The 26,177-nt window shown below is 42.5% G+C and carries 27 protein-coding genes and 1 pseudogene; 14 read left to right on the forward strand and 14 right to left on the reverse strand.

Annotated features, from left to right (window positions below; genetic code table 11):
• The first annotated feature begins 64 nt into the window (after positions 1-64).
• Together rsmA and B7709_RS10065 are read left to right on the forward strand one after the other, a co-directional pair.
• Positions 65-938 (forward strand): annotated as a pseudogene (gene rsmA / locus B7709_RS02040) (16S rRNA (adenine(1518)-N(6)/adenine(1519)-N(6))-dimethyltransferase RsmA).
• 677 nt (positions 939-1,615) lie between these two features.
• Positions 1,616-2,011, forward strand: coding sequence for a hypothetical protein (locus tag B7709_RS10065; protein ID WP_084971413.1), 396 nt, complete (start codon positions 1,616-1,618; stop codon positions 2,009-2,011).
• A gap of 29 nt (positions 2,012-2,040) precedes the next feature.
• Here the strand turns inward: B7709_RS10065 and B7709_RS02050 are convergent, their stop codons facing one another.
• Positions 2,041-2,736: an LrgB family protein gene (locus tag B7709_RS02050; RefSeq protein WP_084971257.1), complete on the reverse strand. Its 696-nt coding sequence runs from the start codon at positions 2,734-2,736 to the stop codon at positions 2,041-2,043.
• A complete protein-coding gene (locus B7709_RS02055; protein ID WP_084971415.1) occupies positions 2,733-3,107 on the reverse strand; it encodes a CidA/LrgA family protein in 375 nt (124 codons plus the stop codon). The genes B7709_RS02050 and B7709_RS02055 overlap by 4 nt, the downstream gene beginning before the upstream one ends.
• A 196-nt stretch (positions 3,108-3,303) precedes the next feature.
• Between B7709_RS02055 and B7709_RS02060 the strand changes: the two genes are divergently transcribed.
• From B7709_RS02060 to trxA, 3 genes are all read left to right on the forward strand, one after another.
• Positions 3,304-3,684 (forward strand): MarR family winged helix-turn-helix transcriptional regulator, encoded by a 381-nt coding sequence (locus B7709_RS02060; protein ID WP_084971259.1) that lies wholly within the window; start codon positions 3,304-3,306, stop codon positions 3,682-3,684.
• Between the two features lie 101 nt (positions 3,685-3,785).
• Positions 3,786-4,007, forward strand: a complete 222-nt coding sequence (locus tag B7709_RS02065) for a DUF4649 family protein (protein WP_000570263.1) — start codon at positions 3,786-3,788, stop codon at positions 4,005-4,007.
• A gap of 15 nt (positions 4,008-4,022) precedes the next feature.
• Positions 4,023-4,337 (forward strand): thioredoxin, encoded by a 315-nt coding sequence (gene trxA, locus B7709_RS02070; RefSeq protein WP_001029581.1) that lies wholly within the window; start codon positions 4,023-4,025, stop codon positions 4,335-4,337.
• A gap of 95 nt (positions 4,338-4,432) precedes the next feature.
• On the opposite strand, the gene B7709_RS02075 is transcribed toward trxA, so the two are convergent.
• Entirely contained in the window at positions 4,433-5,101 is a 669-nt protein-coding gene (locus B7709_RS02075) for an MIP/aquaporin family protein (protein ID WP_084971261.1), read from the reverse strand.
• Between the two features lie 296 nt (positions 5,102-5,397).
• Between B7709_RS02075 and B7709_RS02080 the strand changes: the two genes are divergently transcribed.
• Entirely contained in the window at positions 5,398-6,378 is a 981-nt protein-coding gene (locus B7709_RS02080; protein ID WP_084971262.1) for a hypothetical protein, read from the forward strand.
• A gap of 91 nt (positions 6,379-6,469) precedes the next feature.
• On the opposite strand, the gene pepF is transcribed toward B7709_RS02080, so the two are convergent.
• The 7 genes from pepF to B7709_RS02115 are packed head-to-tail and all read right to left on the reverse strand — an operon-like array spanning position 6,470 to position 12,335.
• Positions 6,470-8,266: an oligoendopeptidase F gene (pepF, locus tag B7709_RS02085; RefSeq protein ID WP_084971264.1), complete on the reverse strand. Its 1,797-nt coding sequence runs from the start codon at positions 8,264-8,266 to the stop codon at positions 6,470-6,472.
• Positions 8,267-8,276: 10 nt separating this feature from the next.
• Complete coding sequence (locus B7709_RS02090) at positions 8,277-9,020, reverse strand: 16S rRNA (uracil(1498)-N(3))-methyltransferase (protein ID WP_084971266.1); 744 nt, start codon at positions 9,018-9,020, stop codon at positions 8,277-8,279.
• Position 9,021: 1 nt separating this feature from the next.
• Positions 9,022-9,972, reverse strand: coding sequence for a 50S ribosomal protein L11 methyltransferase (gene prmA, locus B7709_RS02095; protein ID WP_084971268.1), 951 nt, complete (start codon positions 9,970-9,972; stop codon positions 9,022-9,024).
• Positions 9,972-10,352 (reverse strand): hypothetical protein, encoded by a 381-nt coding sequence (locus B7709_RS02100; RefSeq protein WP_084971270.1) that lies wholly within the window; start codon positions 10,350-10,352, stop codon positions 9,972-9,974. The genes prmA and B7709_RS02100 overlap by 1 nt, the downstream gene beginning before the upstream one ends.
• Positions 10,349-10,777 (reverse strand): NUDIX hydrolase, encoded by a 429-nt coding sequence (locus tag B7709_RS02105; protein ID WP_084971272.1) that lies wholly within the window; start codon positions 10,775-10,777, stop codon positions 10,349-10,351. The genes B7709_RS02100 and B7709_RS02105 overlap by 4 nt, the downstream gene beginning before the upstream one ends.
• 1 nt (position 10,778) lies before the next feature.
• Positions 10,779-11,846 carry a M50 family metallopeptidase gene (locus tag B7709_RS02110; protein ID WP_162279141.1) on the reverse strand — a complete coding sequence of 356 codons (1,068 nt, stop codon included), beginning with the start codon at positions 11,844-11,846 and terminating at the stop codon, positions 10,779-10,781.
• 18 nt (positions 11,847-11,864) lie between these two features.
• A complete protein-coding gene (locus B7709_RS02115) occupies positions 11,865-12,335 on the reverse strand; it encodes a DUF3013 family protein (RefSeq protein ID WP_084971276.1) in 471 nt (156 codons plus the stop codon).
• A 115-nt stretch (positions 12,336-12,450) separates the two neighbouring features.
• Between B7709_RS02115 and B7709_RS02120 the strand changes: the two genes are divergently transcribed.
• The 7 genes from B7709_RS02120 to B7709_RS10240 all read left to right on the forward strand — a co-directional run bounded on the left by B7709_RS02120 (position 12,451) and on the right by B7709_RS10240 (position 18,569).
• Complete coding sequence (locus tag B7709_RS02120; protein WP_084971278.1) at positions 12,451-13,722, forward strand: replication-associated recombination protein A; 1,272 nt, start codon at positions 12,451-12,453, stop codon at positions 13,720-13,722.
• Positions 13,723-14,171: 449 nt separating this feature from the next.
• Positions 14,172-14,894: a metal ABC transporter ATP-binding protein gene (locus tag B7709_RS02125; protein WP_084971280.1), complete on the forward strand. Its 723-nt coding sequence runs from the start codon at positions 14,172-14,174 to the stop codon at positions 14,892-14,894.
• Positions 14,891-15,739 (forward strand): metal ABC transporter permease, encoded by an 849-nt coding sequence (locus tag B7709_RS02130; protein WP_084971282.1) that lies wholly within the window; start codon positions 14,891-14,893, stop codon positions 15,737-15,739. The genes B7709_RS02125 and B7709_RS02130 overlap by 4 nt, the downstream gene beginning before the upstream one ends.
• Before the next feature lie 25 nt (positions 15,740-15,764).
• On the forward strand, positions 15,765-16,697 hold the full coding sequence (locus B7709_RS02135; protein WP_084971284.1) for a metal ABC transporter substrate-binding protein: 933 nt from the start codon (positions 15,765-15,767) through the stop codon (positions 16,695-16,697).
• Positions 16,698-16,820: 123 nt separating this feature from the next.
• Positions 16,821-17,315 carry a thiol peroxidase gene (gene tpx / locus B7709_RS02140; protein WP_084971286.1) on the forward strand — a complete coding sequence of 165 codons (495 nt, stop codon included), beginning with the start codon at positions 16,821-16,823 and terminating at the stop codon, positions 17,313-17,315.
• A gap of 82 nt (positions 17,316-17,397) precedes the next feature.
• Positions 17,398-18,048, forward strand: coding sequence for a metal-dependent transcriptional regulator (locus tag B7709_RS02145; protein WP_084971288.1), 651 nt, complete (start codon positions 17,398-17,400; stop codon positions 18,046-18,048).
• A 107-nt stretch (positions 18,049-18,155) separates the two neighbouring features.
• A complete protein-coding gene (locus B7709_RS10240; protein WP_084971290.1) occupies positions 18,156-18,569 on the forward strand; it encodes a hypothetical protein in 414 nt (137 codons plus the stop codon).
• Between the two features lie 30 nt (positions 18,570-18,599).
• Here the strand turns inward: B7709_RS10240 and dtd are convergent, their stop codons facing one another.
• Together dtd and B7709_RS02160 are read right to left on the reverse strand one after the other, a co-directional pair.
• Entirely contained in the window at positions 18,600-19,043 is a 444-nt protein-coding gene (gene dtd / locus B7709_RS02155) for a D-aminoacyl-tRNA deacylase (protein ID WP_084971292.1), read from the reverse strand.
• Positions 19,044-19,072: 29 nt separating this feature from the next.
• Positions 19,073-21,289, reverse strand: coding sequence for a RelA/SpoT family protein (locus B7709_RS02160; RefSeq protein WP_084971294.1), 2,217 nt, complete (start codon positions 21,287-21,289; stop codon positions 19,073-19,075).
• Positions 21,290-21,571: 282 nt separating this feature from the next.
• Between B7709_RS02160 and B7709_RS02165 the strand changes: the two genes are divergently transcribed.
• The gene (locus B7709_RS02165) at positions 21,572-23,965 is read left to right on the forward strand and encodes a bifunctional 2',3'-cyclic-nucleotide 2'-phosphodiesterase/3'-nucleotidase (RefSeq protein ID WP_084971297.1); all 2,394 of its coding nucleotides are present in this window, start codon (positions 21,572-21,574) and stop codon (positions 23,963-23,965) included.
• Positions 23,966-24,060: 95 nt separating this feature from the next.
• Here B7709_RS02165 and B7709_RS02170 read toward each other — a convergent pair whose 3' ends face one another.
• Together B7709_RS02170 and B7709_RS02175 are read right to left on the reverse strand one after the other, a co-directional pair.
• Positions 24,061-25,191 (reverse strand): ABC transporter ATP-binding protein, encoded by a 1,131-nt coding sequence (locus B7709_RS02170; RefSeq protein WP_084946387.1) that lies wholly within the window; start codon positions 25,189-25,191, stop codon positions 24,061-24,063.
• Positions 25,192-25,305: 114 nt separating this feature from the next.
• Entirely contained in the window at positions 25,306-26,175 is an 870-nt protein-coding gene (locus B7709_RS02175; RefSeq protein ID WP_084971299.1) for a helix-turn-helix domain-containing protein, read from the reverse strand.
• Positions 26,176-26,177: the final 2 nt, after the last annotated feature.

Below are 26,177 nucleotides of genomic sequence, written 5' to 3' on the forward strand. Positions count from 1 at the left end.
AAAACGAGGGACACCTTTCCCTCGTTTTGTGGTATAATAGTAGAAAGACAAGATTGGAACGAAGATGAGAATCGCAGACTACAGTGTGACGCGTACTATTTTGGAGCGTCACGGCTTTACTTTTAATAAATCTTTTGGTCACAACTTTTTGACTGATACTAATATTTTACAGAAAATTATGGACACGGTTGAGATTGATCAAAATGTCAATGTCATTGAGATTGGGCCTGGATCGGGGCACTAACAGAATTTCTGGCGGAAAATACTGCTGAGGTCATAGCCTTTGAGATTGACGACCGGCTAGTGCCGATTTTGGCGGATACGCTGCGTGATTTTGACGATGTAGCCGTGATTAATGAAGATATCCTCCAGTCGGATTTGCAGACGCGTATTAAAAATTTCAAAAATTCTGACCTTCCCATCAAGGTGGTGGCCAATCTGCCCTACTACATCACGACACCCATTCTCATGCACTTGATTGAGAGCAAGATTCCTTTTGCTGGATTTGTGGTCATGATGCAAAAGGAAAAGCCGACCGCATTTCGGCTGAGTCCAATACCAAAGCCTACGGTTCGCTTGTCCATCGCGGTGCAGGATATATGAGTGCAAAGCTGGCTTTTATCGTCCCGCGGACGGTCTTTGTACCTGCGCCCAATATTGATTCGGCAATTTTAAAAATGACCCGTCGAGAGCAACCGCTAGTTCAAGTGCAGGATGACGATTTCTTCTTACGTATCTCTAAGTTAGCCTTTATTCATCGCCGCAAAACGCTTTGGAACAACTTAACCAGCCACTTTGGCAAGTCAGAAGGGGTCAAAGTCAAGTTAGAAAAGGCTTTGGAGACCACTAACATCAAACCGTCCATCCGTGGAGAAGCCCGAACTATCGCTGATTTTGCCCAATTAGCAGACGCTTTGCTATCAAATGAAAAAACATGAAGCCATCAACACTCTAGCTACCTTTTACGGGTCCAGAGATCTTGACCAGTTAACCCAACAAGACCTAAAGAAAAAAAATCGGCTAGTCTCAAGTTGATGTCTGTGTCTTCTTCGGCGGGTCCATTCTGGCTGGGGCAGGGGAATTTGCAAGAGCCATTCGCAACAAGATTGCCCAATATTATATTATTGTTGGTGGCTACGGACATACGACCCAGTCCTTGATTAATCAGCTGCCAGCTGATTTTACCGGCCGAACTAGCTCAGAAGCAGAACTTTTTGCTGATTATCTCGCGCAGTACGAAGGGGTAACAGCGGATTATCTGGAAACCCAGTCCACCAACTGCGGCAACAACATTACCTATCTGCTAGACCTCTTGACTAAAGAAAATCTCCCCCGTCAGCGCATGCTTTTTATCCAAGGCAGTACTATGCAGTATCGCATGGGAGCGACACTTAAAAAGATTGCGCCGGACGTTGAGCTGCTGCATTTTGCTGCTTATCGGGTCAAGGTGACAGAAGACTTGCACTATGAGGAAATTCCGCAAGGCATGTGGCCCTTGGAGCACTATGTCGGCTTGCTATTGGGAGAAATTTCCCGTCTCAGAAATGACAGAAACTGTTTTCCTGTATTTAATTCGTTCGGTCGAGGACGACCACCAATCTTCAATAGGAGAGTAATAATGACAGAAAAAATATTAGCCAGTTTGAGTGCAGCTCTCTGGTTTTTGCAGGCGTTTTTGCATTTTTTACTCCTGATGGGTGTTCCCTTAGGAGCTTTCGTTTTTGGAGGTAGCTATACAGTTTTTCCGCTTTGGCTGCGGCCGGCCAATCTCGCTTTATGCTTGCTCTGGTCTTTCTTTGGCTATAGCTATCTGCTCTTTGGCAGAGTGTTAACATCATCATGGCAGGAAAAAACACTGACAAGAATTGTTGGACTTGTTACCATTTTCCTAGGTTTAGCCACGCTCTTTAATTTCTTTATCAGCGGCAGTTTCTTTGAAAAATATGTCACCGGTTCAATAACACTGCTAACCTTTTTGATTAGTCTCTTTATGCTTTATAGACACAATTGAAAAAGCAAGGAACTTAAATTCCTTGCTTTTTAACTCAATATCAAACTGGCTACAATGGGGCTGACAATGACATAGAGAATACCGGTAACACCGATAGCCAAGCCACCCATGGCTCCTGCGACAGAACCGTATCGAAAGGCCGTACCCGTTCCGACAGCATGACCTGTTCCTCCAAGAGAAAGTCCGACAGCCACTGGATCGTCAATCTTCAACCACTTCAAAAGGGTTGGTCCGATAACACTGGTCAAAATCCCAGTTGCCACTACGACGACCAAGGTCACAGTCGTCAACCCCTGCAATTTTTCTGTAATTCCCACTGCCATGGCGGTTGTCACTGACTTTGGAAAGAGAGAAATGGCTAGGAAAAAGTCCATGCCAAATATTTTCGCCACTATGGCAGTGAAGCTAGTATTGACAACGACTGCTAGCAGACTACCAAAGAGAATACTCCGAGCATGGTGCTTCATCAAGTGAAAGCTCTTATAAAGCGGAATCCCTAGAGCCACTGTCGATGGGACTATCAAATTGTTCAGATAAACCCCACCTTGGTAGTAATCTTGGTAAGAAATACCCGTCGCCTTAAGAAGGATGATAATGAAAATTGCCGATAAAAGCAAAGGTGTTGTCAAAGGATGGGGAAAACGTCTGTAAATCAACATCCCCACTAGATAAGCTAGGATAGATAATGCAATCCCAAACAGGGGATTGGATACAAATTCGCTCATTTGGCATCTCCTTTCTCATAATCTCCCTCAAATCGTCTCTTGATAAACTGAACCACTAGGGCAATAAGGATAATGTTGATAACAGCCGCAAAAAAGACAATCAAGACGATGGGCAAAAGATAAGGGGCAATCACATCAAACTTTTCCATGATACCCACTGCTGGCGGCAAAAAGAGGATGGTCATATTGGCCAGCAAGAAATTCCCGACCATATTGACATGTCTGGTCCTTAGCCACTTGAACTGTAGGGCTAGAAAGAGAAGCATCAAGCCGATAATACTGCCTGGGATGGGCAAATGAAAGAAACTGGAGATTCCCTCACCGATTAGAGAAATCACAAAGAGAATCATCAATTGAACATATAATTTCATCCTAAACTCCATGAAATAAACTTCTTGCATACCAGTTTACTCTTTTTTCAGAAAATTTCAAGGAAATATTGAAATTCTTCTTTCTTGCAAGGATTAGTTAAAAGTAGTATAATCATTGCATGCGCAATCATCTTGTGTTACAAAGATAATCAGTAATGACTTTGTGATTTTTACTTTGAAAAGAAAGGAGAAAGCAATGACCTATTTGGAAAAGTGGTTTGACTACAACCGCCGTCAAAAGGAAATGGAAGCCATGTTAGAAGAAACCATCGCCCAACAGAGTGAACAAAGGTTGACCTTAAAAGAGTTTTACCTACTCTACTATCTGGATCTAGCTGATGAAAAATCCTTACGACAGATTGACCTGCCAGATAAACTCCATCTTAGTCCGAGCGCTGTTTCTCGAATGGTGGCCCGACTAGAAGAGAAAAACTGCGGTTTGCTTAGTCGCCGGTGTTGCGATCAGGATAGACGGGCTAGTTTTATCTGCCTGACTGACGAGGGACAGACAACTCTAGCTTACCTGCAAAAGGCTGTCGAAGAAAGACTGGAAACGAGTCTTGACTTCATTTCATAAGCAGATTTTTTAAAAAAAGTTGCGTGCGCAATCATTTTTCTTGACATTCCTCTTTTCAAGGAGTACAATAAAGTCAAGATCAAACAACAAAGGAGTTTTATATGATCGAAATTACCTATCTAGACGCCAGCAAGCAAGAGAGAACCATGACTTTCGAGTCTTACCAAGACTTTGAACGTTCTCAACATGCCTGCCTCATCGGCGTCGCGGATTACTATACTGTCCAAAAATTAACCTACAATGGTCATGATTTGGACTACCATGGGACTTATGGAGATGTCTTCTTCTATCTCATGAAACAAGATTTAAGCCAATATAACTAAAAAAGGAGAAATACAATGGCAAAAGCAATTACAGATGCAACATTTGAACAAGAAACAAAAGACGGTTTGGTCTTGGTAGACTTCTGGGCAACTTGGTGTGGTCCATGTCGTATGCAAGGTCCAATCTTGGATAAATTATCTGAAGAACTTTCAGAAGATGTCTTGAAAATCGTTAAAATGGACGTTGATGAAAATCCAAACACAGCTCGTGCTTTTGGAATCATGTCTATCCCAACCCTTCTCTTCAAAAAAGATGGCCAAGTGGTAAAACAAGTTGCTGGAGTACACACTGCAGAACAAATCAAAGCCATCGTTGCTGAATTGAGCTAATCACGAAACACTCCCATTCAAAAAGGGGGTGCTTTTTTGTTTGCATAGAAAAAGCCCTGTTCCTCAAACTGAGAACAGGACCCTTTTTTCGTTTCTTATTCTTCTGTTCCAAGGAAGTTTTTTGCAACAAGAGCTGCAAGAACACCACCAACGATTGGGGCAAGGATGAAAATCCAAACTTGTTCAAGAGCTGCGCCACCAACCAAGACAGCTGGAGCCAAACTGCGAGCTGGGTTTACTGAAAGGCCTGTGATGTTCAATCCTACAAGGATCATTGCCATCAAGGACAAACCAATCACCAAACCAGCAATCGCACCATTGCCCTTGCTTGCTGAAGTGACAGTCATGATAACTAGGACAAACAAGAAAGTTGCGATGACTTCAAACAAGAATCCACCAAAGACAGTGACACCGTTTGCCAAGGCATTTTCACCAAGACTAGCAGTTGACATGCCTGAGTTAGACAAGAGGAAGAATACCGCAGCTGACGCAAGGAAAGCTCCAACTACTTGCCCAAGGATGTAGTTTACAAGCTCTGAAGATGACAAGCGTTTGTTTACAAACATAGCGATCGAAACGGCTGGGTTCAAGTGAGCACCTGAAACAGTTCCGATTGAGAAAGCTGCAACCACAATTGCTAAACCAAAGGCAAAAGCAATTCCAAGGTGTCCAAGGCCATCAAGACCATTTCCAAAAACAACAGCTCCTGTTCCGATGAACACAAGCATAAATGTACCGATTAATTCAGCAACAAATTTTTTCATGATAAGTCTCCTTTTTTCAAACTATGTATTAGTCTATCAGAAGAAGGAAAGGGTTTCAAGAAAATTGACTGGAAAGTTTTTGTAGAAAGGCCATTAGAATTCTAAAAAAGACTACTACAAGAGAAAATGATAAAACTCTATTTCTGCTTATCCTTCAAGAATGTCAGAAGCTTTCAAATACTTGCTTAAAAGAATACATCCCTCAATCATACCTTTTCTAGTAATTCATGCAAAAGAATGAAGAGAATGGTATAATTGATACTATACAATAAATGTTCTTGGCAAAGGAGACTACCATGAGAAAAAAGTTTAGAGTTTATTTTCTAACCACTGCTACGATTTTAGCATTTGGCCTCGTCGGCTGTTCATCTAAATCATCAACCACTGCTACAAGCAATACAGAAAGTACAGCAAATACAGAGACAACAACCTACCATAAGAAAGATGTAACTGGTCCTGCTGCTTCATTTGATTGGGATGCCAAAGTTGAACCTACCAACTATGAGAGAACCTTTGTTGAAACAAACAGTGGCAGTCAATTTAATAAAACTTTAGATCGCACTAAAGAGGCAGCTGAGAATCTTGAAAAAAAGAAAAAGGAAATTTCGGATCCTAAGGTTCAAACTGCCCTCAAATTAGTGGATGCCGTCTTTGTCAATCAAGAAAATCTTGACCTAGTTGTGAAATCAGCGGGTGCTAGCAATCAAGAAGAGTTATTTGATAAGATTTGGAACGAATATTTAGTCCCTGAGTTAACTAAAATCCGTCCGAATTTTTCAAATGATACCGTCTTTGAATATAAAGGAGAAAAATATCCTCTCAAAATTTATGCACCTATGTTTTTCAAGGTCAACACCAATGCATTAGGAAAAGCAGGTGCCTATACTCTTGAGGACTATAAGGTGGAGGGCGACATGGTTTATTTGAAATTTATGTCCCCATCTGTAGATACCTACCAATACGAAGTCAAGGCTACTTATCATGATAACTTCCAAGACTTCTTTCAAGGACTGGTGGAAGAACAACAAAAGGTTCTTGAAACAGACTATGGCAAAGCTCTAAATATTCGATTTGTTTATCAATTAGCGGCGCTTGATTTTAAAGCTGACAACTACGTAGACCTAGAGGGCATGGATTATTTTGATCGTAACACCCATTACCTTGCCATAAAAGTGGATAATAATGGTGAAGCTAGCCTTGATAATGAAAATCTCGCCAACCTTTTACAAATTAGCATGAAGGCTTCAAACGAGGCCAATAAAGGAAAATTTGAATAAATCTTTAAAGCATTAAAAAATCACCTCAAACAGGTGATTTTTGTGTATTCATCTTATCGATAAACCGTCTTAAATCCGACACTGGATACCCTTACTCTCCCAACTCAGCACTGTAGGCAATAATCTGGTCAACTGTATCAGACAAGAATTGGATGGTATCACGGAGTGGTTTGTCTGTTGAGATATCCGCTCCGATAATCATGGCTGACTCAAGTGGTGTCTTGCTGCCACCTGATTTAAGAAGATTGAGCCAATCTTCAGCTCCGGTTTCTGAATGTTTCAGATGGAGATAGCCAGCTGTCGAGATGACAAGGCCAGCAGAGTAGGTGTAGCTATACAAGCCCATGTAATAGTGAGCTTGGCGCATCCAAGTCAAGGCCGCATCGTCGTCAATTTCAATGGCATCTCCCCAGAAATCCGTCAAGACTTCCTTCATAATGCTGTTGAGCTTGCTTGCTCCGAAGGTTTCCCCTTCTTCAATCAATGTATACACCTTACGCTGGAAGGCTGCTTCCAAGAGGTGGGTGATGAAATTATGGAAGTAGGTATCTGTCAAGCGGTGAGCAAGGGCAAAGCGTTTTTGACGTGGGTCATCAGACTGGTGTTCCAAGTAATCACTGAGGAGCAATTCATTGAAGGTTGACGGCGCTTCGACGTAGTAAGTCGACATATGAGCGTTGAAGTAACTTTGGTGATTATCTGAAAAGATGAATTGACCAGAATGCCCGATTTCATGAATCAAGGTATAGACATCACTCAAACGACCTGTCCAGCTCATAAGGACATAAGGATGCACACGATATGGATCCGTTGCATATCCCCCAGAATCCTTGCCGCTATTGGCAGCAAAGTCTACCCAGCGCTCTTCTTGGTAACGGGCAATTTCTTGAGTGTATTCTTGACCCAATGGTGCGACTGACTTCATAACCAAGTCATAGGCATCATCAATGCTCACTTCAGGATTGAGGGCGCTATCCAAGTCCAATTTCCAGTCTGCAAAAGTCATCTTTTCAAGACCATTCACCTTGGCAACATGCTTGAGGTATCTCTGAGCTACTGGCGCAAAGTCCTTCATGATGAGGTCGATCTGACGATCAAACATGGCACGGTCTACTTCCTGCTCAGCTAAAAGATAATCAAAAACTGAGTCGTAGCCCTTCATATCTGCCAGTAGTTTTTCAGACTTGACTTGAGCTAGATAGGCTGCAGCTGCCGTATTCTGGTGTTTACGGAGTCCTTCTGAGAAAGAACGGAAGGATTTTTCACGCACCTCCGCATTCTCGTGGTTTTGGTAGAAATTCTCATAAGTTACAAAGCTGTTTTTGTAGGTCTTGCCATGGGCTTCAAAGTCATCCATTTCAAAATCCCCAGCTCTCATCTTAGTATAAATGTCCTGTGGACTGTAGAAAACTTCACCGAGATTGGTCAAGGCCTTCTCCACATCTGCCCCAAGATAGTGGGCTTTTTTGATTTTGGCCTGACGAATAGCTGCCGTCAAGTGAGGCAATTCACCCAAACGGTCCAAGACTTCCTCGTCTGCTGCCACCAAGGCGTCGTCAAAGAAGGTCAAGGCTACACTGGCATCTGTTTCAAATTCCATCCCAGCTTGGGCGATATTGGCAAATTCTTCATTGCTATAGTCTGTCGTCTGAGGCATAAAAGCATAATTGCCGATATGGCTCATCTGAATATAGATTTGCTCCAATTCCGCAAAGGCCTTTTCAAACTCCTCAAACGTATGAAGATTGCTCTTGTAGTCACGGCTAAATTGGTTGATGTCTTCGCGAGCTTTCTCGATTGCACGCAAGAAATCCTCACGGTCTTGGTATAGGGCTGTTAAATCCCAAAGTTCCTTTTCGGGAAATTCTGAACGGTGTTTTTGTTCCATTTTCTTCCTCTTATTTCTCTAATTCTAATAAAACACTAAGGGCTGATACGGCGTAAAGTGGCGCTGTTTCTGCTCTTAGAATGCGAGGTCCTAGGCCTGCCAAGACGGCTCCTTTAGCTTCAAAACTTTCGATTTCTGCTGGTGAAAGACCGCCTTCTGGACCAAAGATAAAGAGCACTTTAGCTCCTTTTTCAAGACCAGTGACTGCTTGTAAGAGTGCAGCAGCTTCTCCTTCTTTTGCTGATTCTTCATAGGCCACTATGATAGAGTCAAACTGGTCTAGTTGGGCTAGAAAGTCTGCTTTTTTCTCAAAAAGTGTGATGCTTGGAACGATATTACGTTTGCTTTGCTCGGCTGCTCCAAGGGCAATTTTTTCAAGTTTTTCAACCTTTTTGCCCAATTTCTTTCCGTCCCACTTGGCAACGGACCAGTCTGCAGGAAAGGCCCAAATTTGGCCGGCTCCCAGTTCCGTCACTTTTTGAGTGATGAACTCTAGCTTGTCTCCCTTGGGAAAGCCTGATGCGACGGTCACTTGGACTGGCAGTTCTACATTGTCAGCCAATTCTTCAAGCAATTCAAACTGACGATTTTCCACATTTAGCACGCGCGCCAAACGCTTGATACCATCCCCAAAGACCAAGGTAACCTCATCACCTTCTTTCAAGCGCATGACCTGAAACATATGCTTGCTGGTTTCCTTGTCCTCAATGGTGACTGGCGAGGTAGCATTACCCTTGACAAAATACTGCTGCATGCTAGCCTCCAATCACACCTGAAATATCCTTGGTTTTCTTAAAGACACAGGCATTCCATTCCCCTTGAATCATGTGGGTTTCAAGGAAAAATCCAGCTGACTCAGCCGACTCGCGCACCATGTCCCACTTGTCCTTGATAATGCCACTCATGATGAGATAGCCTTCGTCCTTGACCAAGCGATAAGCATCATCCGTCAGATGAATGAGAATATCCGCCAAGATATTAGCTACGATGACATCTGCCTCGATCTCTACCCCCTTGAGCAAATCACCTGGCGCTACATGGATATTTTCCATGCCAGGGTTGAGCTCAATATTTTCCTGAGCCACACGAACCGCCACGTCATCGAGGTCATAGGCAAAGATTTCCTTAGCACCAAGCAGCGAGCTGGCAATAGAGAGAACCCCTGAACCAGTTCCCACATCGATCACTGTTTCGCCACCACGAAGGACCTGCTCCAAGGCAAAGAGGCTCATCTTAGTGGTTGGATGCGTTCCAGTTCCGAAGGCCATACCAGGGTCTAGCTTGATAATCTTTTCTCCCGTAGTCGCCTTATAGTCCGTCCAAGACGGCACAATGGTCAAATCATGAGTGATGCGGGCGGGCTCGTAATATTTCTTCCAGTTGTCAGCCCAGTCTTCCTCGGCCAAGGCAGTCGTCCCCATCTTGACCTCACCCAAATCCATAAAATCCGTCAACTCTGCTAGACGAGTCTGCAAATCCGCCTCAACCACTGCCACATCAATCGTATCAGGGTAGTAGGCTGTCACCACGATTTCTTCTTGCTGCTCGACTTCAGGGAATATCTCACCAAAACGGTCAACATTCCCCACATAGTCCATGCTGTCTTCAATCGCAACACCTTGCGCCCCCAGCTCAATTAAGAGATTGGAGACCAGCTCCTCTCCCTCACGCTTGACTGTAACTTTTAACTCTTGCCATGTTTCCATTATTTACCTTCTTTACCCTTCTTAAATTCTTCAATCACATCTGTGTAGTGTTCTTTCATTGCGCTATGAATCTGCTGTTTAAAAATACCAAACGTAAGATAATAAACAAATAGAACAATTCCTGCAAGCAGTATCAAAAATAAAAAATATACTGAAAATGAAAGTGGTTGAGTATTCTCACCTTGTAAAGACAGAACATACAGTAACCCCCAGATAACAGCCATAGAAATTCCTGCTACTTTAATGCCACTTTCCCTTTGTTTTTTTAACTTTAAATATTCTATATAAATGAATGTAGCTTCTTCCCTAGAGTATTGTCCAGCTTTTAGTTTGCGTTTAACTTCCTTATTTAGTGTCGTTGTTGCAACTGCAAAAATCATTTTACTTCCTCCAAATAATCTCTCACTCTGTCCTGCAACTGAGGTACTGCCTGTTTAGAATTGAGAAATTCCTCAATAGGCATCAGTTGGTATCCCTGCCCCTCGTCTCCAAAGGTAATATTGTCAAACTGCTCTTGACTTAGCTGACCAACCATAAAGACAGACTGCCGTCCTTCAAAGAGCATGCTGGGATAGACCTTACTCCAAAGCAGGCAATCTTCAGTCAGATGAATGCCTAGTTCCTCATAAACTTCACGCGCCACACACTCAAAAGAGCTTTCGTCTCCTTCACGACCACCACCTGGCAATTCCCACATATTGGGCCAAGGAATGGTTGGTTTGTCATCACGCAAGATGGTCAGTAGCTTATCCTCACAAAAAAGAGCAATTTTGCAGCCTGTGAAATCAGAAATTTCGATTTTCATGTCAGACTCCTTCGGATAATTCTTTCTCCAGCTCTGCTAACCAGTTTTCATAATAACATTTCTCATCCCGTAACATCCGGCTGCTATTCATTTTCTGTCTAGCAATCTTCATAGCCTTGCGAGTTTGAGCTACATCTTTCTTTACCTTAAATTGATACCAGGCTTGAATCATCTGCATGTCTGCCATTTTTAGAGATAAAAAGGATTTAACGCTTCGAATACTTGCATATTCCTCTGCTTTCTCATTATTCCCTTCCAGCAAGGCGATTTGAAGAAGGTATAGCTGGCAAAAAGTTTCAGACAGCGAGTGTTCTGTTCTCTCTAGTAAAGATTGAAATAGCTTTTTCGCTGTCTCTAAATGACCATCCAATATGAAAACCACTCCCCGAAGAGTTTCAATACTTTCTGCAAAACTCCCTCTCGCCTGTTCATGAACAGGCATGGTAAAGTCTTTCAAGTCATATTCTTGGGGAGCCAGCAAAGTTTGAGCAGAATGCCTCAAGCCTAGGTAGGCGTATTTGGTATTTTCAGGGTGTTGTAGCAATTCCCAAATTTTTGCTCCATCGGTGATACCGACTGGCAAAGCGTTGTTTAGGAAGAAAGATAAATTCAGAAAAATCCAAGTACCAGCAAAATACCAGCTTCTTGTCAAACATCCAAACAATATCGCCAATAATATCAAGCTAAGATGAACCATCAAGCCTCCTGCAATCATCAGGATGATTCTTTGATCATTTTCATCTTCTTTCAATCCAATGTACTGAGCACCAACATTTTTCAGAACGGCTGTTCGACTAAGATAAAACCTGCCTGACTTTTTGGTCAAAAGAAAATGTCCTAATCCAAAAGCCACCAGCCGATAGCCTGTCAAGTAGCCACAAAAAGCATGACCCAGCTCATGAAGAATAAAGATTAAATACATGCTTAGAAGAGCAAAGGAATAACCAAAAGTAAAGGCTAAAACTGCGGAATACCCCAACTCTGCAAATGAGATAGTTCCACAAGCAAAAGCTAGCATAATAAAGACAAAAGCTAGCACATAAACCAAATAAGTCCCAATTTTTTTCATAAAACCTCCAACCAACTCCTAGTATCTCGGATACGGATAAAACTCTCCTTCTTCCAAGCCAGCTTTTCCTTCTTCAAAAACTTCTTGGTTCCATTCCATGACGAATTCCTCCGCTTCTGGGTCTTCCAAAAAGTCCATGAGCGCATCCAGCCCAACCTCGGCAGTATCTTTGAGAAATAGCGCAAAATAAGCTAAAAATTCACGAGAAAATCCTTTTTTAGGTAGATAAGGAATGACCGTTAAATAGTCTTCTGCATTGACTGTTGACTTGGCAGGATTGTAAAAAAGGACTGCTTCCTCAAAGAGGATATCGTCTGACGAAACTTCTCCGTCCTCATCCACCATCTCCACACCTGTAGCGTTTTGCGCTTCTAGTAAAAAACTCACTTCAACCGCGTGGTTGCGCTTGTCCCAACTAATTTCATAGTCAAAGGGAAAGTTCTTGTCCAACTCTTCTTGTAAAACATCTAAAAATCCATATGTTGCCATTTTGTCCTCTTTCTATGCGACTCTTAAATCGCCCCGATTGCTCGGAAATATGCTAAAATAGATACTACCATCTTACCACATATACATCAGAAAATCCATGTTAGAAAGGACTGCTATGCCAGACAATCTCGCGCTTCGCATGCGCCCCAAAACCATCGACCAGGTCATCGGTCAGGAACATCTGGTCGGACCAGGAAAAATTATCCGTCGCATGGTGGAAGCCAACCGCCTGTCCTCCATGATTCTCTACGGACCTCCGGGTATCGGCAAAACCAGTATTGCCTCTGCCATCGCAGGGACGACCAAATATGCCTTTCGGACCTTTAATGCGACAGTGGATAGTAAAAAGCGACTCCAAGAAATCGCTGAAGAGGCTAAATTCTCAGGTGGACTAGTTTTGCTACTGGACGAGATTCACCGTCTTGACAAGACCAAGCAAGACTTCCTCCTACCACTCTTGGAAAGTGGTCTGGTCATTATGATTGGGGCTACGACTGAAAATCCCTTCTTTTCTGTCACTCCAGCCATTCGCAGTCGTGTTCAGATTTTTGAATTAGAACCCTTGTCCAACCAAGATGTCAAAGAAGCGATTCAAATCGCTCTCACTAATCCTGAGCGCGGTTTTGATTTCCCAGTAGAACTAGATGAGGGTGCACTGGATTTCATCGCGACCTCTACAAACGGAGACCTGCGTTCTGCTTTTAACTCGCTGGATCTGGCTGTTCTTTCTACCCCTGAGAATGATAAGGGCATTCGCCATATCACTCTAGACATCATGGAAAATAGTCTTCAGAGAAGCTACATCACTATGGACAAGGATGGAGACGGTCACTATGATGTTCTATCTGCCCTGCAAAAGTCTATCCGTGGCTCAGATGTTGATGCCAGTCTTCACTATGCTGCCCGCTTGATTGAGGCTGGTGATTTGCCAAGTCTCGCTCGTCGTTTGACTGTTATCGCTTATGAAGATATCGGTTTGGCCAATCCTGAAGCCCAGATTCACACCGTGACTGCTCTGGATGCTGCACAAAGGATTGGTTTCCCAGAAGCCCGCATTCTCATTGCCAATGTCGTGATTGATTTGGCCCTTTCTCCAAAATCCAACTCAGCCTATGTAGCTATGGATAAGGCGCTTGCCGACCTCAAAACATCAGGGCACTTGCCTATTCCGCGACACCTGCGTGATGGGCACTACAGTGGAAGCAAGGAACTGGGGAATGCCCAAGACTATCTCTATCCACACAACTATCCTGGAAATTGGGTCAAGCAAGACTATCTGCCAGAAAAAATTCGCAATCATCACTATTTCCAAGCAGAAGATACTGGTAAATATGAACGGGCTTTGGCTCAAAGAAAGGAAGCTATCGACCGTTTGCGAAAAATCTGAAATCCTTTTCAAAAAATTGCACTTTCCTCTTGATTTTTTTTGAAAAAGTGGTATTATATAAACATAGAAACGCTGTGGTGTACGACTTCACACTTAAGTGTTGACCGACTATTTTTTGTATTATTAGGGAAACAAAAGTCTTCTAACAGCATGTAGGCCGTCTCACACGGAAACAGCTTCAGTTAGAGCGAGTTGCCCACCTGCTTAATTGCGCGGGTTCAATACAAACCGTGAAGTTTCGGCACCAATACAGCTTTTTTCTTTGCCTCCTTTTGTTCTCGCTTTCATTTTTCACTTATTCTTAGCTTAGCAAAAAACACTTGGGAATGCAATTAAAAATGGTTTCTCTTTTTTCTTCGTTTTTCAGTTATTATTTTAAATTTTTCAAAAATTAACTTGACTTAATTTTTTTTTTAAGGTATATTAAAAGGCAGGAGGAATACAACTGTATGATACGTATCGAAAACCTCAGTGTCTCCTACAAAGAAACGTTGGCACTAAAGGATATTTCACTAGTGCTCCAAGGACCAACGATTACCGGAATTATTGGTCCAAATGGTGCTGGAAAATCAACTTTATTAAAAGGTATGTTGGGAATTATCCCACATGAAGGTCAGGCCTTTCTCGACGACAAAGAAGTCAAGAAATCTTTACATCGAGTTGCCTATGTCGAGCAAAAAATCCATATCGACTACAATTTCCCTATCAAGGTCAAGGAATGTGTCTCACTGGGACTTTATCCATCCATCCCACTCTTTCACACCTTAAAGGCCAGCCACTGGAAAAAAGTGGCGGATGCACTTGAAATCGTTGGACTCTCAGACTATGCGGATCGCCAAATCAGTCAGCTCTCAGGAGGGCAATTCCAACGTGTTTTGATTGCCCGCTGCTTAGTGCAGGAAGCTGACTACATCTTTTTAGATGAGCCTTTTGTCGGGATTGACTCGATCAGTGAAGAGATTATCATGAATACGCTGAGAGACCTTAAAAAAGCTGGTAAAACAGTTCTCATCGTCCATCATGACCTCAGTAAAGTTCCCCATTATTTCGACCAAGTTTTACTTCTCAATCGAGAATTGGTAGCTATTGGTCCAACTGAAGAAACCTTTACCGAAGCCAATCTTAAAAAAGCTTATGGTAGTAGGCTCTTCTTTAATGGAGGTGACCTATGATAGTAGAATTTATTGATGGATTGCAAAATTTCCATTTCCTACAAAACGCCTTGATAACAGCTATAGTCATCGGAGTCGTTGCTGGAGCCGTTGGATGTTTTATCATCCTACGCGGAATGTCTCTCATGGGGGATGCCATCTCTCACGCAGTTTTGCCCGGCGTAGCCCTTTCCTTTATCTTGGGAATTGATTTCTTTATTGGAGCAATCATCTTTGGTTTGATGGCTTCCATCATCATTACCTACATCAAGGGAAACTCTATCATCAAGAGTGACACAGCCATTGGTATTACCTTTTCATCTTTCTTAGCCTTAGGTGTCATCTTGATTAGTGTTGCCAAGAGTTCGACAGACCTCTTCCATATCCTTTTTGGGAATATCCTCGCTGTCCAAGATACGGACATGTGGATCACCATCGGTGTGGGGGCATTGATTCTCTTGATTATCGGGATTTTCTTTAAACAGCTACTGATTACATCCTTTGACGAGCTTTTGGCTAAAGCCATGGGAATGCCCGTCAATTTCTACCACTATCTGCTCATGGTGCTCTTGACCCTTGTGTCCGTTACCGCCATGCAAAGTGTTGGAACTATTCTTATCGTGGCCATGTTGATCACCCCAGCTGCGACGGCTTACCTTTATGCTAATAGCCTAAAGAGCATGATTTTTCTTTCATCAACCCTAGGGGCAACCGCTTCTGTCTTGGGACTCTTTATCGGCTATAGCTTCAATCTCGCAGCAGGATCCAGCATCGTGCTCACATCCGCCAGCTTCTTTTTAATCAGTTTCTTTATCTCTCCTAAGCAACGATACTTGAAACTAAAAAATAAAAAAATCAATAAATAAGGGGAAACCCTTCTGGAGGAATCTAATGAAAAAATTAGGTACATTGCTTGTTCTTTTTCTTTCCGTCATTGTACTTGTAGCATGTGCTAGCGGGAAAAAAGACACAGCATCTACAAACCAAAAACTAAAAGTTGTAGCCACTAACTCTATCATCGCTGATATTACTAAGAATATCGCTGGTGATAAGATTGATCTTCACAGTATCGTTCCTGTTGGTCAAGACCCACACGAGTACGAACCACTTCCTGAAGACGTAAAGAAAACTTCTCAAGCTGATCTGATTTTCTATAACGGAATCAATCTTGAAACTGGTGGCAATGCTTGGTTTACTAAATTGGTTGAAAATGCCAAGAAAACTGAGAACAAGGACTACTTTGCAGTTAGTGATGGCGTAGATATCATCTACCTTGAAGGTCAAAATGAGAAAGGCAAAGAAGACCCACACGCTTGGCTAAACCTTGAAAATGGGATGATTTATGCAAAGAACATCGCTAAACAGCTCATTGCAAAAGACCCTAGCAACAAGGAATTTTACGAAAAAAATCTCAAAGAATACACAGACAAACTAGACAAACTGGACAAGGAAGCCAAAGAGAAATTTAACAATATCCCTACTGAGAAGAAACTCATCGTAACCAGCGAAGGATGCTTCAAATACTTCTCTAAAGCTTACGGAGTTCCAAGTGCCTACATCTGGGAAATCAACACAGAAGAAGAAGGGACACCTGAACAAATCAAGACCTTGGTTGAAAAACTTCGCCAAACAAAAGTTCCATCACTCTTTGTTGAATCAAGTGTCGATGACCGTCCAATGAAGACCGTTTCACAAGACACAAATATCCCAATTTACGCACAAATCTTTACTGACTCAATCGCTGAAGAAGGTAAAGAAGGTGACAGCTACTACAACATGATGAAATACAACCTTGACAAGATTGCTGAAGGTTTGTCAAAATAATCCATTAAAAACGTCGTTCTCACATGAACAGGCGTTTTTTTTATCTTTTAATTTCCGGTCAAATCATTGGAAAAATCTGACAATTCTCGGTAAAATAAAAGAAAAAAAGAATGGAGTAGTTTCATGACCACTTTTCTCGGAAATCCTGTAACCTTTACAGGTAAACAACTGCAAGTCGGAGACAAGGCACTTGACTTTTCTCTTACGACAACCGATCTCTCTAAAAAAACGCTAGCTGACTTTGATGGAAAGAAAAAAGTCTTGAGTGTTGTCCCTTCTATCGACACTGGTATCTGCTCAACGCAAACTCGTCGCTTCAACCAAGAACTTGCTAGCCTTGACAATACCGTCGTTATTACCGTTTCTATGGACCTACCATTTGCCCAAGGACGCTGGTGTGGGGCTGAAGGCCTTGACAATGCCATCATGCTTTCAGACTACTTTGACCATTCATTCGGGCGTGATTATGCCCTCTTGATCAACGAATGGCATCTCCTTGCGCGTGCCGTCTTTGTTCTCGATGCTGACAATGTCATCCGTTATGTAGAATACGTTGACAATATCAACACGGAGCCAAACTTTGAAGCTGCCATTGCCGCAGTTAAAGAACTAAACTAAATCACAAGCATTATGGCAGAAAGCTAGAGAAATCTAGCTTTTTTTGGTATACTAGATGGAGAGAATGAACAAGAGGAAACGAATGACTCCAAATAAAGAAGACTACCTAAAATGTATTTATGAAATCGGTACGGACATGCAAAAAATCACCAATAAAGAAATTGCTACCCGTATGCAGGTCTCTCCACCTGCCGTAACAGAGATGATCAAACGTATGAAAAGTGAAAATCTCATCCTCAAGGACAAGGAGAATGGCTATCTATTGACAGATATCGGCCTCAAACTGGTCTCAGAACTCTATCGCAAACACCGGTTGATTGAAGTCTTTCTAGTTCACCATCTAGACTATACCAGCGATCAAATCCACGAAGAAGCTGAGGTCCTAGAGCACACTGTATCCGACCTCTTCGTAGAGAGACTGGATAAACTGCTTGGCTTTCCTAAAACCTGTCCCCACGGAGGGACCATCCCAGCCAAGGGAGAGCTCTTGGTCGAAATCAACAACCTGCCTTTAGCAGATACCAAAGAAGCCGGTACCTATCTCCTAACTCGGGTTCACGATAGCTTTGACCTGCTCAAATACTTAGATAAGCATGAAATTCATATCGGTGACCAAGTCCAAGTCAAACAGTTTGATAATTTTTCCAATACCTTTACACTGGTCAACAAAGGTGAAGACCTCCAAGTTAGTATGGATATCGCCAAACAACTCTATGTCGAAAAAATCAACTAAGCCCTTATTCCTGAAAGAAATTCCTTTCAGGGATTTTTTATTATTTTGCTTGTAAGTCCCATTCGTTTGGTGTAGAATGAAGGTAGATAAAAGAGGGAGGTCTTCCTATGAAAAAGCTCTTTAGAATCCATTTTGCAGCCATTGCAGTCAGCGATTTGCTACTGTTGGTAACTTTCAGACCCCGATACGAACTTTCTTTGGAGAGAGGTCTGATTTTTTGCTTCATTTTCATCCTCTCTCAGGGACTACTGCTGTCTCGCTTGGTCTTCCGACTCAAAAAACATTTCTCAGAGATTTATCCTCAGATGAACAAAAAAATTCGCCTTTACTACTTAGAGGTTCTCTCCGTTGATCTTCTATTATTTGTCTTTTTATCCATCACTGGCCCTCAATATTTCTACTCTCTTACTCCAGTCTTTACCTCCTGTCATTCTACTTTTTATTATATAACGGCTAGCCACCTAAGAGAAAACTATCCAGACTTTTACGACAAACACATCTCTTTCTGGGAGTGTCTATAAACAAAAACCAAGCCAGCTGGCTTGGTTTTCTTATCTATTTTTAGTATCAAGAATGATGGTGACTGGCCCATCATTTACCAGCTCCACCTGCATATCCGCTCCAAAGATGCCTGTCTGAACGGGCACTGCTTGCGCTATCTTTTGATTGAGAGCATCATAGAAATCTGATGCCATATCAGGCTTGGCTGCACCTGTAAAGGCGGGACGATTGCCTTTCTTGGTATCTGCAAAGAGGGTAAACTGAGAAATAGAGAGAATTTCCCCTTCAATATCCCTGACAGACAGGTTCATCTTGCCTTCTGCGTCTGAAAAAATCCTTATGTTAACGAGCTTTCTCACAGCATAGTCCAAATCTTCCTCTTGGTCCTCTGGCCCAACACCAACCAGCAATAAGAGCCCCTGATTGATCTTTCCATGAACCTGACCTTCGATACTCACTTGAGCTTTTTTAACCCGTTGGATAATGATTTTCATAATAGCCTTTCTAGTAACTGAAGGGAGAATTAGCCGTTGGTTCGTTTGACGGAATAAACCTCTGGCACACTCTTTATCTTATCCACGACTGTGGTCAGTGTAGAGAGGTTGGAAATACCAAAGGAGACATGGATATTAGCAAATTTCATATCCTTGGTTGGTTGAGCATTAACGGTTGAGATATTCTTAGTTGTGTTTGAGAGAACTTGTAAAACATCGTTCAAAAGTCCTGTACGGTTGAGACCATAGATATCGATGTGAGCAGTGTATTCCTTGCTTGAGAATTGATCTTCCCATTCCACATCAAGGAGACGTTGCTCATAGTTTTCTTGGGCACGGAGATTCATACAGTCCACACGGTGAATAGCTACACCGCGTCCCTTAGTAATGTAACCGACAATGTCGTCACCCGGCACTGGATTACAACACTTGGCAATCCGAACTAGGAGACCTGAAGCACCTTCAATGACCACGCCACCCTCATGCTTGACCTTGAGGGTTTCTTTGTTCTCGACCTTAACTTCGCCACCTTTGACAAGCTCTTCTGCCTCCGCTTTGGCCTTGGCGCGTTCTTCCTCACGACGTTCCTTTTCTGTCAAACGGTTAAAGACGGTAATAGCACCAATTTCTCCAAAACCAATGGCTGCGTAGAGAGCCTCCTCTGTCTTGTAGCTAGTCTTTTGAAGAACCTCATCCATATGGCGCTTGTCCATGAATTTATTGGCTACATAGCCGTTTTCTTGGAACTGGGCCATCAACATCTCACGGCCCTTGTTAACGGATAATTCCTTGTCTTGATTTTTAAAGAACTGACGAATCTTGTTGCGCGCCTTGCTGGTCTTGACCATGTTGAGCCAGTCACGACTCGGACCAAAGGAGTTGGGATTGGTGATAATTTCAACCTGATCCCCTGTCTTGAGCTTGGTTGTCAGCGGAACCATACGGCCATTGACCTTGGCACCAGTCGCTTTTTCACCGACTTTGGTGTGGATCTCATAGGCAAAGTCAATCGGTCCTGAATCTTTTGGTAGGGAGCGAACCGCACCATCTGGAGTAAAGACGTAAATCTCCTCCGCCAGATAGTTTTCTTTAACAGAGTCCACAAATTCCTTGGCATCATCAGCCTGGTCTTGGAGCTCCATCATCTCCTTGATCCAGTTCATCCCAATAGCAGATTCCTTGCTGTTGACCTGCCCTTTAATACCTTTCTTATAGGCCCAGTGAGCTGCTACCCCGTACTCAGCCACTTCGTGCATTTCCTTGGTCCGAATCTGAAATTCAATCGGCCCTTTTGGGCCATAGACGGTCGTATGTATAGACTGGTAACCGTTGGCCTTACGATTGGCGATATAGTCTTTGAAGCGACCTGGCATGGGTTTCCAAAGTTCATGCACATAACCCAGCATGGCATAAACATCACTCTGGGTATCTAAGATACAGCGAATGGCAATCAGGTCATAAATTTCCTCAAAGCGTTTCTTCTTATCCTGCATCTTGCGGTAGATAGAATAGATATGCTTAGGACGACCATAGATTTTCCCTTTGAGATTGCGTTCGGTAGCGTACTCTTCCAACTTGGTTACGACTTCATCGACCAAAGCCTCACGTTCTCTGCGTTTTTCCTTCATCATGTGGGTAATCTTGTAAAACTCAGTTGGATTGAGATAACGGAAAGATAAATCTTCCAACTCCCACTTGACACTGGAAATCCCTAGACGATGAGCAAGTGGTGCGTAAATTTCCATGGTTTCTCTGGAGATACGTTCTTGCTTGTCCTTTCGTAGGTGATTGAGGGTTCTCATGTTATGTAAGCGGTCAGACAATTTGACCAAGATAACACGAATATCTTCAGACATAGCCATGAGCATCTTGCGGTGATTTTCCGCCAATTGCTCCTCTATTGATTTGTACTCTACCTTACCGAGCTTGGTCACTCCATCAACGATAATCCGAACATCATGACCGAACTCTCGCTCCAAATCATCCAGCGTTGCCTCCGTGTCCTCAACCACGTCATGCAAAAAACCACAGGCAACGGTTACGGCATCCAGCTTGAGTTTAGCCAGAATTCCTGCTACCTGAATGGGATGGATAATATAGGGCTCACCTGATTTGCGAAACTGCCCACTATGACAATCAACAGCGTAAATCAAAGCTTTTTGTACAAAAGCAACGTCTTCCTTTGTTAAATATTCTCTCGTTAAAGCGACTACCTGATCGCCCGTCAAATTCACTTCTTTCGGCATCTATACTCTCCAATTCTTCCTACCATTTTATCACTTTTTTAAGGATATGAAAACTAGAAAAGCACTGCAATTCTAGAATTTGCTCCATCCCTTACGATGGCCTCAAGAAAAGCAATAAACTAAAAGCGATTTTATTATTTCTATAATTAATCAGTGAATTTTATAAACAAACCCTCTATTTCCTATCATTTTTTATGAATTTTATAAAAACATTCGTAATTAACTTGATTATTCTCCTTCTATCCTGTATAATAGAGGGAAACTATTTTTGAGGAGATTATTATGTCATCATTTCGTAAACAAGCAGCCCTTTTAGGTCTGACTGCAGCTGTATTTGCGGCTTCTACTGCACAAGCAGATGAAAAAGTTACAAATCCAGATGCTAGCACAACATCTACACCAGTAGCAAATCAATCAGAGAAATCCGTTGCACCTACTGGAAGTGAAAAGGGAACAGCATCTGAAAAAACAGACGCTCCTACTAAGCAAGATGAAAATGCTACACCAGTAACAAGCACTAATACAAAGCCTTCTACAGAAACAACCTCTTCTAAAGAGGGAAGCCTCGCGGACGACAAGGCCCTTCAACCAACAGAAGGACAGGAAGTTGATGTCCGCATCCTTGCAACAACCGACCTCCACACAAATCTAGTCAACTATGATTATTACCAAGACAAACCCGCTGAGAATGTTGGGCTAGCAAAGACAGCTGTTCTCATCGAAGAAGCTAAAAAAGAAAATAGCAATACACTTCTCGTAGATAATGGAGATACAATCCAAGGAACGCCACTTGGAACTTACAAGGCCATCGTTAACCCTGTCAAAGAAGGGGAACAGCACCCTATGTATGCAGCACTTCAAAAGCTTGGTTTTGAAGCTGGAACACTTGGAAATCATGAGTTTAACTACGGCTTAGACTATCTCAAACGTGTTATTGATACAGCTGGAATGCCGATTGTCAATGCCAATGTTGTTGATCCTAAAACTGGTGCTTACGTCTATGACCCCTATAAAATCATCAACAAAACCTTTGTTGATAAAAATGGTCGCAAAACGACCGTCAAAATTGGGGTGACTGGAATCGTTCCTCCTCAAATTCTAAGCTGGGATAAGGCCAACCTCGAAGGAAAGATTCAGGTCAACGACTCTGTAGAAGCTATCCAAAAGATTATCCCTGAAATGCGTAAAGCAGGTGCAGACATCACTCTCGTACTTTCACACTCAGGTATCGGAGATGATAAGTACGAAAAAGGGGAAGAAAACGAAGGCTATCAAATTGCAAGCCTACCTGGTGTTGATGCAGTCGTAACAGGGCATTCGCACGCTGAATTTCCAAGTGGAAATGGTACAGGCTTTTATGAAAAATATGCTGGTGTTGATGGCGTAAATGGTAAAATCAACGGTACTCCTGTAACCATGGCTGGAAAATACGGTGATCACCTCGGCATTATCGATCTCAACCTTGTTTACAAAAAGGGAAAATGGACTGTTGCCAACAGCAAAGGCTCTATCCGCAAGATTCATACTAAGTCCAAAGACGCTGATGAACGAATCAAAGAAATTGCCAAAACAGCCCATGAAGGAACCATCCAGTACGTTCGCCAACAAGTCGGAACAACAACTGCACCAATCACGAGTTATTTTGCCCTTGTCAAGGATGATCCATCTGTCCAAATCGTCAATAACGCGCAAATCTGGTATGCTAAGAAAGAACTAGCAGGGACTCCTGAAGGAAATCTTCCTATTCTCTCGGCTGCTGCGCCATTTAAAGCGGGGACTCGTGGAGACGCTACTGCCTATACAGATATTCCTGCTGGTCCAATCGCCATCAAAAACGTAGCAGATCTCTACCTCTACGACAATGTCACGGCCATTCTAAAAGTCACAGGAGCTCAACTCAAAGAATGGTTGGAAATGTCTGCTGGTCAGTTCAACACCATCGATCCAACTAAAAAAGAAGCGCAACAGCTAATCAATCCAAGCTACCGCACTTATAATTTTGATGTGATTGACGGTGTAACCTATGAGTACGATGTCACCCAACCAAATAAATACGACCGCGAAGGCAAGTTGATCCACCCAGATGCTAGTCGGGTCCGCAATCTTAAATACCAAGGAAAAGATGTAGCTCCTGATCAGGAATTCATCGTGGTAACCAACAACTATCGCGCAAATGGTAAATTTCCTGGTGTTCGTGATGCTAGCCTCAATCGTCTACTCGGACTTGAAAATCGCCAGATTATCATCAACTATATCCTCGATGTGAAAAATATCAACCCAAGTGCAGATAAAAACTGGCACTTCACAAATAGCATAAAAGGTCTGGATGTTCGTTTCTTGACGGCTGATAAGGCCAAAGATTTGGTCGGTACAGACGGTGACATTCAATATCTAGCAAGCTCCGACCAAGAAGGATTCGGCGAATACCGCCTTCTCTATGTAGAGCCTAAGGCTGAACCTGCAGAAACAAATCACCACGAAGTCCAAGATACGCAGGGACAAAATCAAAGCGATACAATCACTCTTTCAAACGGTGGCCAAACTATTATTTTACCAAGCACCAATAATCCAGTAGCTACTACCTTACCAAATACAGGTGAGAAAACTTCTATCCTAACCTTCCTAGGTATCATTCTAGCCGTGTTTGGGCTTTCTCTCAAGAAAAGGGAAGAATAACAACAATAGAAGCAAGACGAGACTCGTCCTGCTTCTTTTTAACCACTAAAAACACTGCTAGATTTCTCTAGCAGTGTTTTGTTATTTTATTTATCTTAGTAAACTGTTTTTTCAGTTTCTACATCAAAGAAGTGTGCTTTGTTCAAGTCAAATCCAAGTTCAACTGTTGCACCTGTTTGCAAGTAGTCACGAGCGTCCACTTTGGCAACAAATTCATCTTTACCAACTTGGCAGTAAAGGTGAGATTCTGAACCAAGCAATTCTGATACAGAGATAGTTGCTTTGACAACTGATTCTGGGAATGTTTCAAGGAAAGCAGGTTCTGCATTCACATCTTCTGGACGGATACCGAAGATTAATTCTTTACCTTCGTAGCCTTTTTCACGAAGAACTTTCAATGCTCCTTCTGGAACTTTCAAGCGGAATCCGTCAGAAACAATTTCATTACCAACCAATTTCACGTTAATGAAGTTCATAGCTGGACTTCCGATGAATCCTGCAACAAATTTGTTAACTGGGTTTTTGTAAACTTCTTGAGGAGTACCGATTTGTTCTACACGTCCGATAGTACCTGTACCAGCTGGGTTCTTAGTTGCTGACATGATAACGATACGGTCTGCAAGTGTCATCGCTTCTGTTTGGTCGTGCGTTACGTAGATAGTTGTAGCACCGATACGACGGTGAATCTTCGCAATTTCAGCACGCATAGATACACGAAGTTTGGCATCCAAGTTTGACAAAGGTTCGTCCATCAAGAACACTTTTGCATCACGGACGATAGCACGCCCCATGGCAACACGTTGACGTTGACCACCAGAAAGGTCAGCAGGTTTACGATCCAAGAACTCTTTCAAACCAAGGATTGCAGCTGCTTCTTGAACACGTTTGTCGATATCTTCTTTGCTGTATTTACGCAATTTCAAACCGAAAGCCATGTTGTCATAAACAGTCATGTGTGGGTAAAGAGCGTAGTTTTGGAATACCATGGCGATGTCACGGTCTTTTGGAGCTACGTCGTTGACAACCACGCCATCGATAGATGCAGTACCTTCTGTAATATCTTCAAGACCAGCGATCATACGAAGAGTTGTTGATTTACCACATCCTGAAGGACCTACGAAAACGATAAATTCTTTGTCTTTGATATCCAAGTTGAAGTCTTCAACTGAGTAGTGTTCGCTGTTTGGATATTTTTTGTAAATGTTTTTAAGATTTAATTCTACCATGGAAGGTGAACTCCTTTTATATTTTGATAGTTTTATTATAAATGAAAACGCTTTACATTTCTATGGCAAGGTGACCAAAAAAACAAAAAAGTTCTGTGCAACTTGCACAAAACTTTAGAGAATATCTGGTAAAATCAACTGATAACATAAGGTCAAATCTGTCAATTCTTTTAACTGCAGTCCAGTCAATTCTTCCCATTTGTCAATCTTGTATTGGAGAGAATTGCGATGCAGATAGAGTTGCTGGGCCGTTTTCGTTAAGACAGCACTGTTTTCCCAGAGGGAGAGAATAATTTCCTGAATCTGATCCTGATCCAAGATCATCTGGTGCAGGCATTCCTTGATTACCTTCAGGTCCACTAGTCTTTCTCCCATACTCCAAAGATAGAGCTGTGAAAAAGTATGAACACCTTGATGACCTTGACGCCACCAAGTCTTAAACAAGTCCCGCTCTGCTTGGATTAAATCTGACAGGGGCTGATATCCAGTCTGTGACCAGATCTGACCTAACATGATAGATAGACGAAGACCAAAGTCGTACTCCACTGCCTCAATCGTATCGGATAAGATTGAGCGAACAGCGCTGTATTTATCTTGCTGGAGAACAAAAACATAGTCCTGAACTCCGACCTGCAACACTGTCTGGCAGTTAGGAAAGAGAGTCTGCATCATATCCAGCCAAGAAGCTAGATTCTCCTGTTGGGAATAGGATAGATGACAATAAACCAGCTGAATCTTTTTAAAAGTTTGAGGTGCCTGCCCCTTTCCCTCGATTAGATAGGAAAACCAAGGATTGAGCGAACGAGCCTGCTCCTGCTGGGTTAAAAGGGAAATTAACTGCTTTTCACGTTCAGTGAGATTAGTCTCTTCCAGTAAAATCCACTGTTGAGAAGATAGAGGAAGAGTAAGATATCCTGGCTTCTCTATCGGCTGATCTGAAATCTGTGCCTCAGGAAACCAGTCTAGTAATTCTTTTGCAAGCATTT

The organism is Streptococcus oralis subsp. dentisani (assembly GCF_002096335.1).
Classification (GTDB): Bacteria; Bacillota; Bacilli; order Lactobacillales; family Streptococcaceae; genus Streptococcus; species Streptococcus oralis_Z.

Bases quoted from the DNA above. Each gene is read 5' to 3' on its own strand.
- B7709_RS02100 (WP_084971270.1), bottom strand. From the start codon at position 10,352: ATGATTTTTGCAGTTGCAACAACGACACTAAATAAGGAAGTTAAACGC.
- B7709_RS02125 (WP_084971280.1), top strand. From the start codon at position 14,172: ATGATACGTATCGAAAACCTCAGTGTCTCCTACAAAGAAACGTTGGCA.
- B7709_RS02050 (WP_084971257.1), bottom strand. From the start codon at position 2,736: ATGAGCGAATTTGTATCCAATCCCCTGTTTGGGATTGCATTATCTATC.
- B7709_RS02130 (WP_084971282.1), top strand. From the start codon at position 14,891: ATGATAGTAGAATTTATTGATGGATTGCAAAATTTCCATTTCCTACAA.
- B7709_RS02055 (WP_084971415.1), bottom strand. From the start codon at position 3,107: ATGAAATTATATGTTCAATTGATGATTCTCTTTGTGATTTCTCTAATC.
- trxA (WP_001029581.1), top strand. From the start codon at position 4,023: ATGGCAAAAGCAATTACAGATGCAACATTTGAACAAGAAACAAAAGAC.
- prmA (WP_084971268.1), bottom strand. From the start codon at position 9,972: ATGGAAACATGGCAAGAGTTAAAAGTTACAGTCAAGCGTGAGGGAGAG.
- B7709_RS02115 (WP_084971276.1), bottom strand. From the start codon at position 12,335: ATGGCAACATATGGATTTTTAGATGTTTTACAAGAAGAGTTGGACAAG.
- B7709_RS02075 (WP_084971261.1), bottom strand. From the start codon at position 5,101: ATGAAAAAATTTGTTGCTGAATTAATCGGTACATTTATGCTTGTGTTC.
- B7709_RS02105 (WP_084971272.1), bottom strand. From the start codon at position 10,777: ATGAAAATCGAAATTTCTGATTTCACAGGCTGCAAAATTGCTCTTTTT.
- B7709_RS02165 (WP_084971297.1), top strand. From the start codon at position 21,572: ATGTCATCATTTCGTAAACAAGCAGCCCTTTTAGGTCTGACTGCAGCT.
- B7709_RS02065 (WP_000570263.1), top strand. From the start codon at position 3,786: ATGATCGAAATTACCTATCTAGACGCCAGCAAGCAAGAGAGAACCATG.
- dtd (WP_084971292.1), bottom strand. From the start codon at position 19,043: ATGAAAATCATTATCCAACGGGTTAAAAAAGCTCAAGTGAGTATCGAA.
- B7709_RS02135 (WP_084971284.1), top strand. From the start codon at position 15,765: ATGAAAAAATTAGGTACATTGCTTGTTCTTTTTCTTTCCGTCATTGTA.
- B7709_RS10240 (WP_084971290.1), top strand. From the start codon at position 18,156: ATGAAAAAGCTCTTTAGAATCCATTTTGCAGCCATTGCAGTCAGCGAT.
- B7709_RS02145 (WP_084971288.1), top strand. From the start codon at position 17,398: ATGACTCCAAATAAAGAAGACTACCTAAAATGTATTTATGAAATCGGT.
- tpx (WP_084971286.1), top strand. From the start codon at position 16,821: ATGACCACTTTTCTCGGAAATCCTGTAACCTTTACAGGTAAACAACTG.
- B7709_RS02090 (WP_084971266.1), bottom strand. From the start codon at position 9,020: ATGCAGCAGTATTTTGTCAAGGGTAATGCTACCTCGCCAGTCACCATT.
- B7709_RS02170 (WP_084946387.1), bottom strand. From the start codon at position 25,191: ATGGTAGAATTAAATCTTAAAAACATTTACAAAAAATATCCAAACAGC.
- B7709_RS02120 (WP_084971278.1), top strand. From the start codon at position 12,451: ATGCCAGACAATCTCGCGCTTCGCATGCGCCCCAAAACCATCGACCAG.
- B7709_RS02060 (WP_084971259.1), top strand. From the start codon at position 3,304: ATGACCTATTTGGAAAAGTGGTTTGACTACAACCGCCGTCAAAAGGAA.
- B7709_RS02110 (WP_162279141.1), bottom strand. From the start codon at position 11,846: ATGAAAAAAATTGGGACTTATTTGGTTTATGTGCTAGCTTTTGTCTTT.
- B7709_RS02175 (WP_084971299.1), bottom strand. From the start codon at position 26,175: ATGCTTGCAAAAGAATTACTAGACTGGTTTCCTGAGGCACAGATTTCA.
- pepF (WP_084971264.1), bottom strand. From the start codon at position 8,266: ATGGAACAAAAACACCGTTCAGAATTTCCCGAAAAGGAACTTTGGGAT.
- B7709_RS02160 (WP_084971294.1), bottom strand. From the start codon at position 21,289: ATGCCGAAAGAAGTGAATTTGACGGGCGATCAGGTAGTCGCTTTAACG.
- B7709_RS02080 (WP_084971262.1), top strand. From the start codon at position 5,398: ATGAGAAAAAAGTTTAGAGTTTATTTTCTAACCACTGCTACGATTTTA.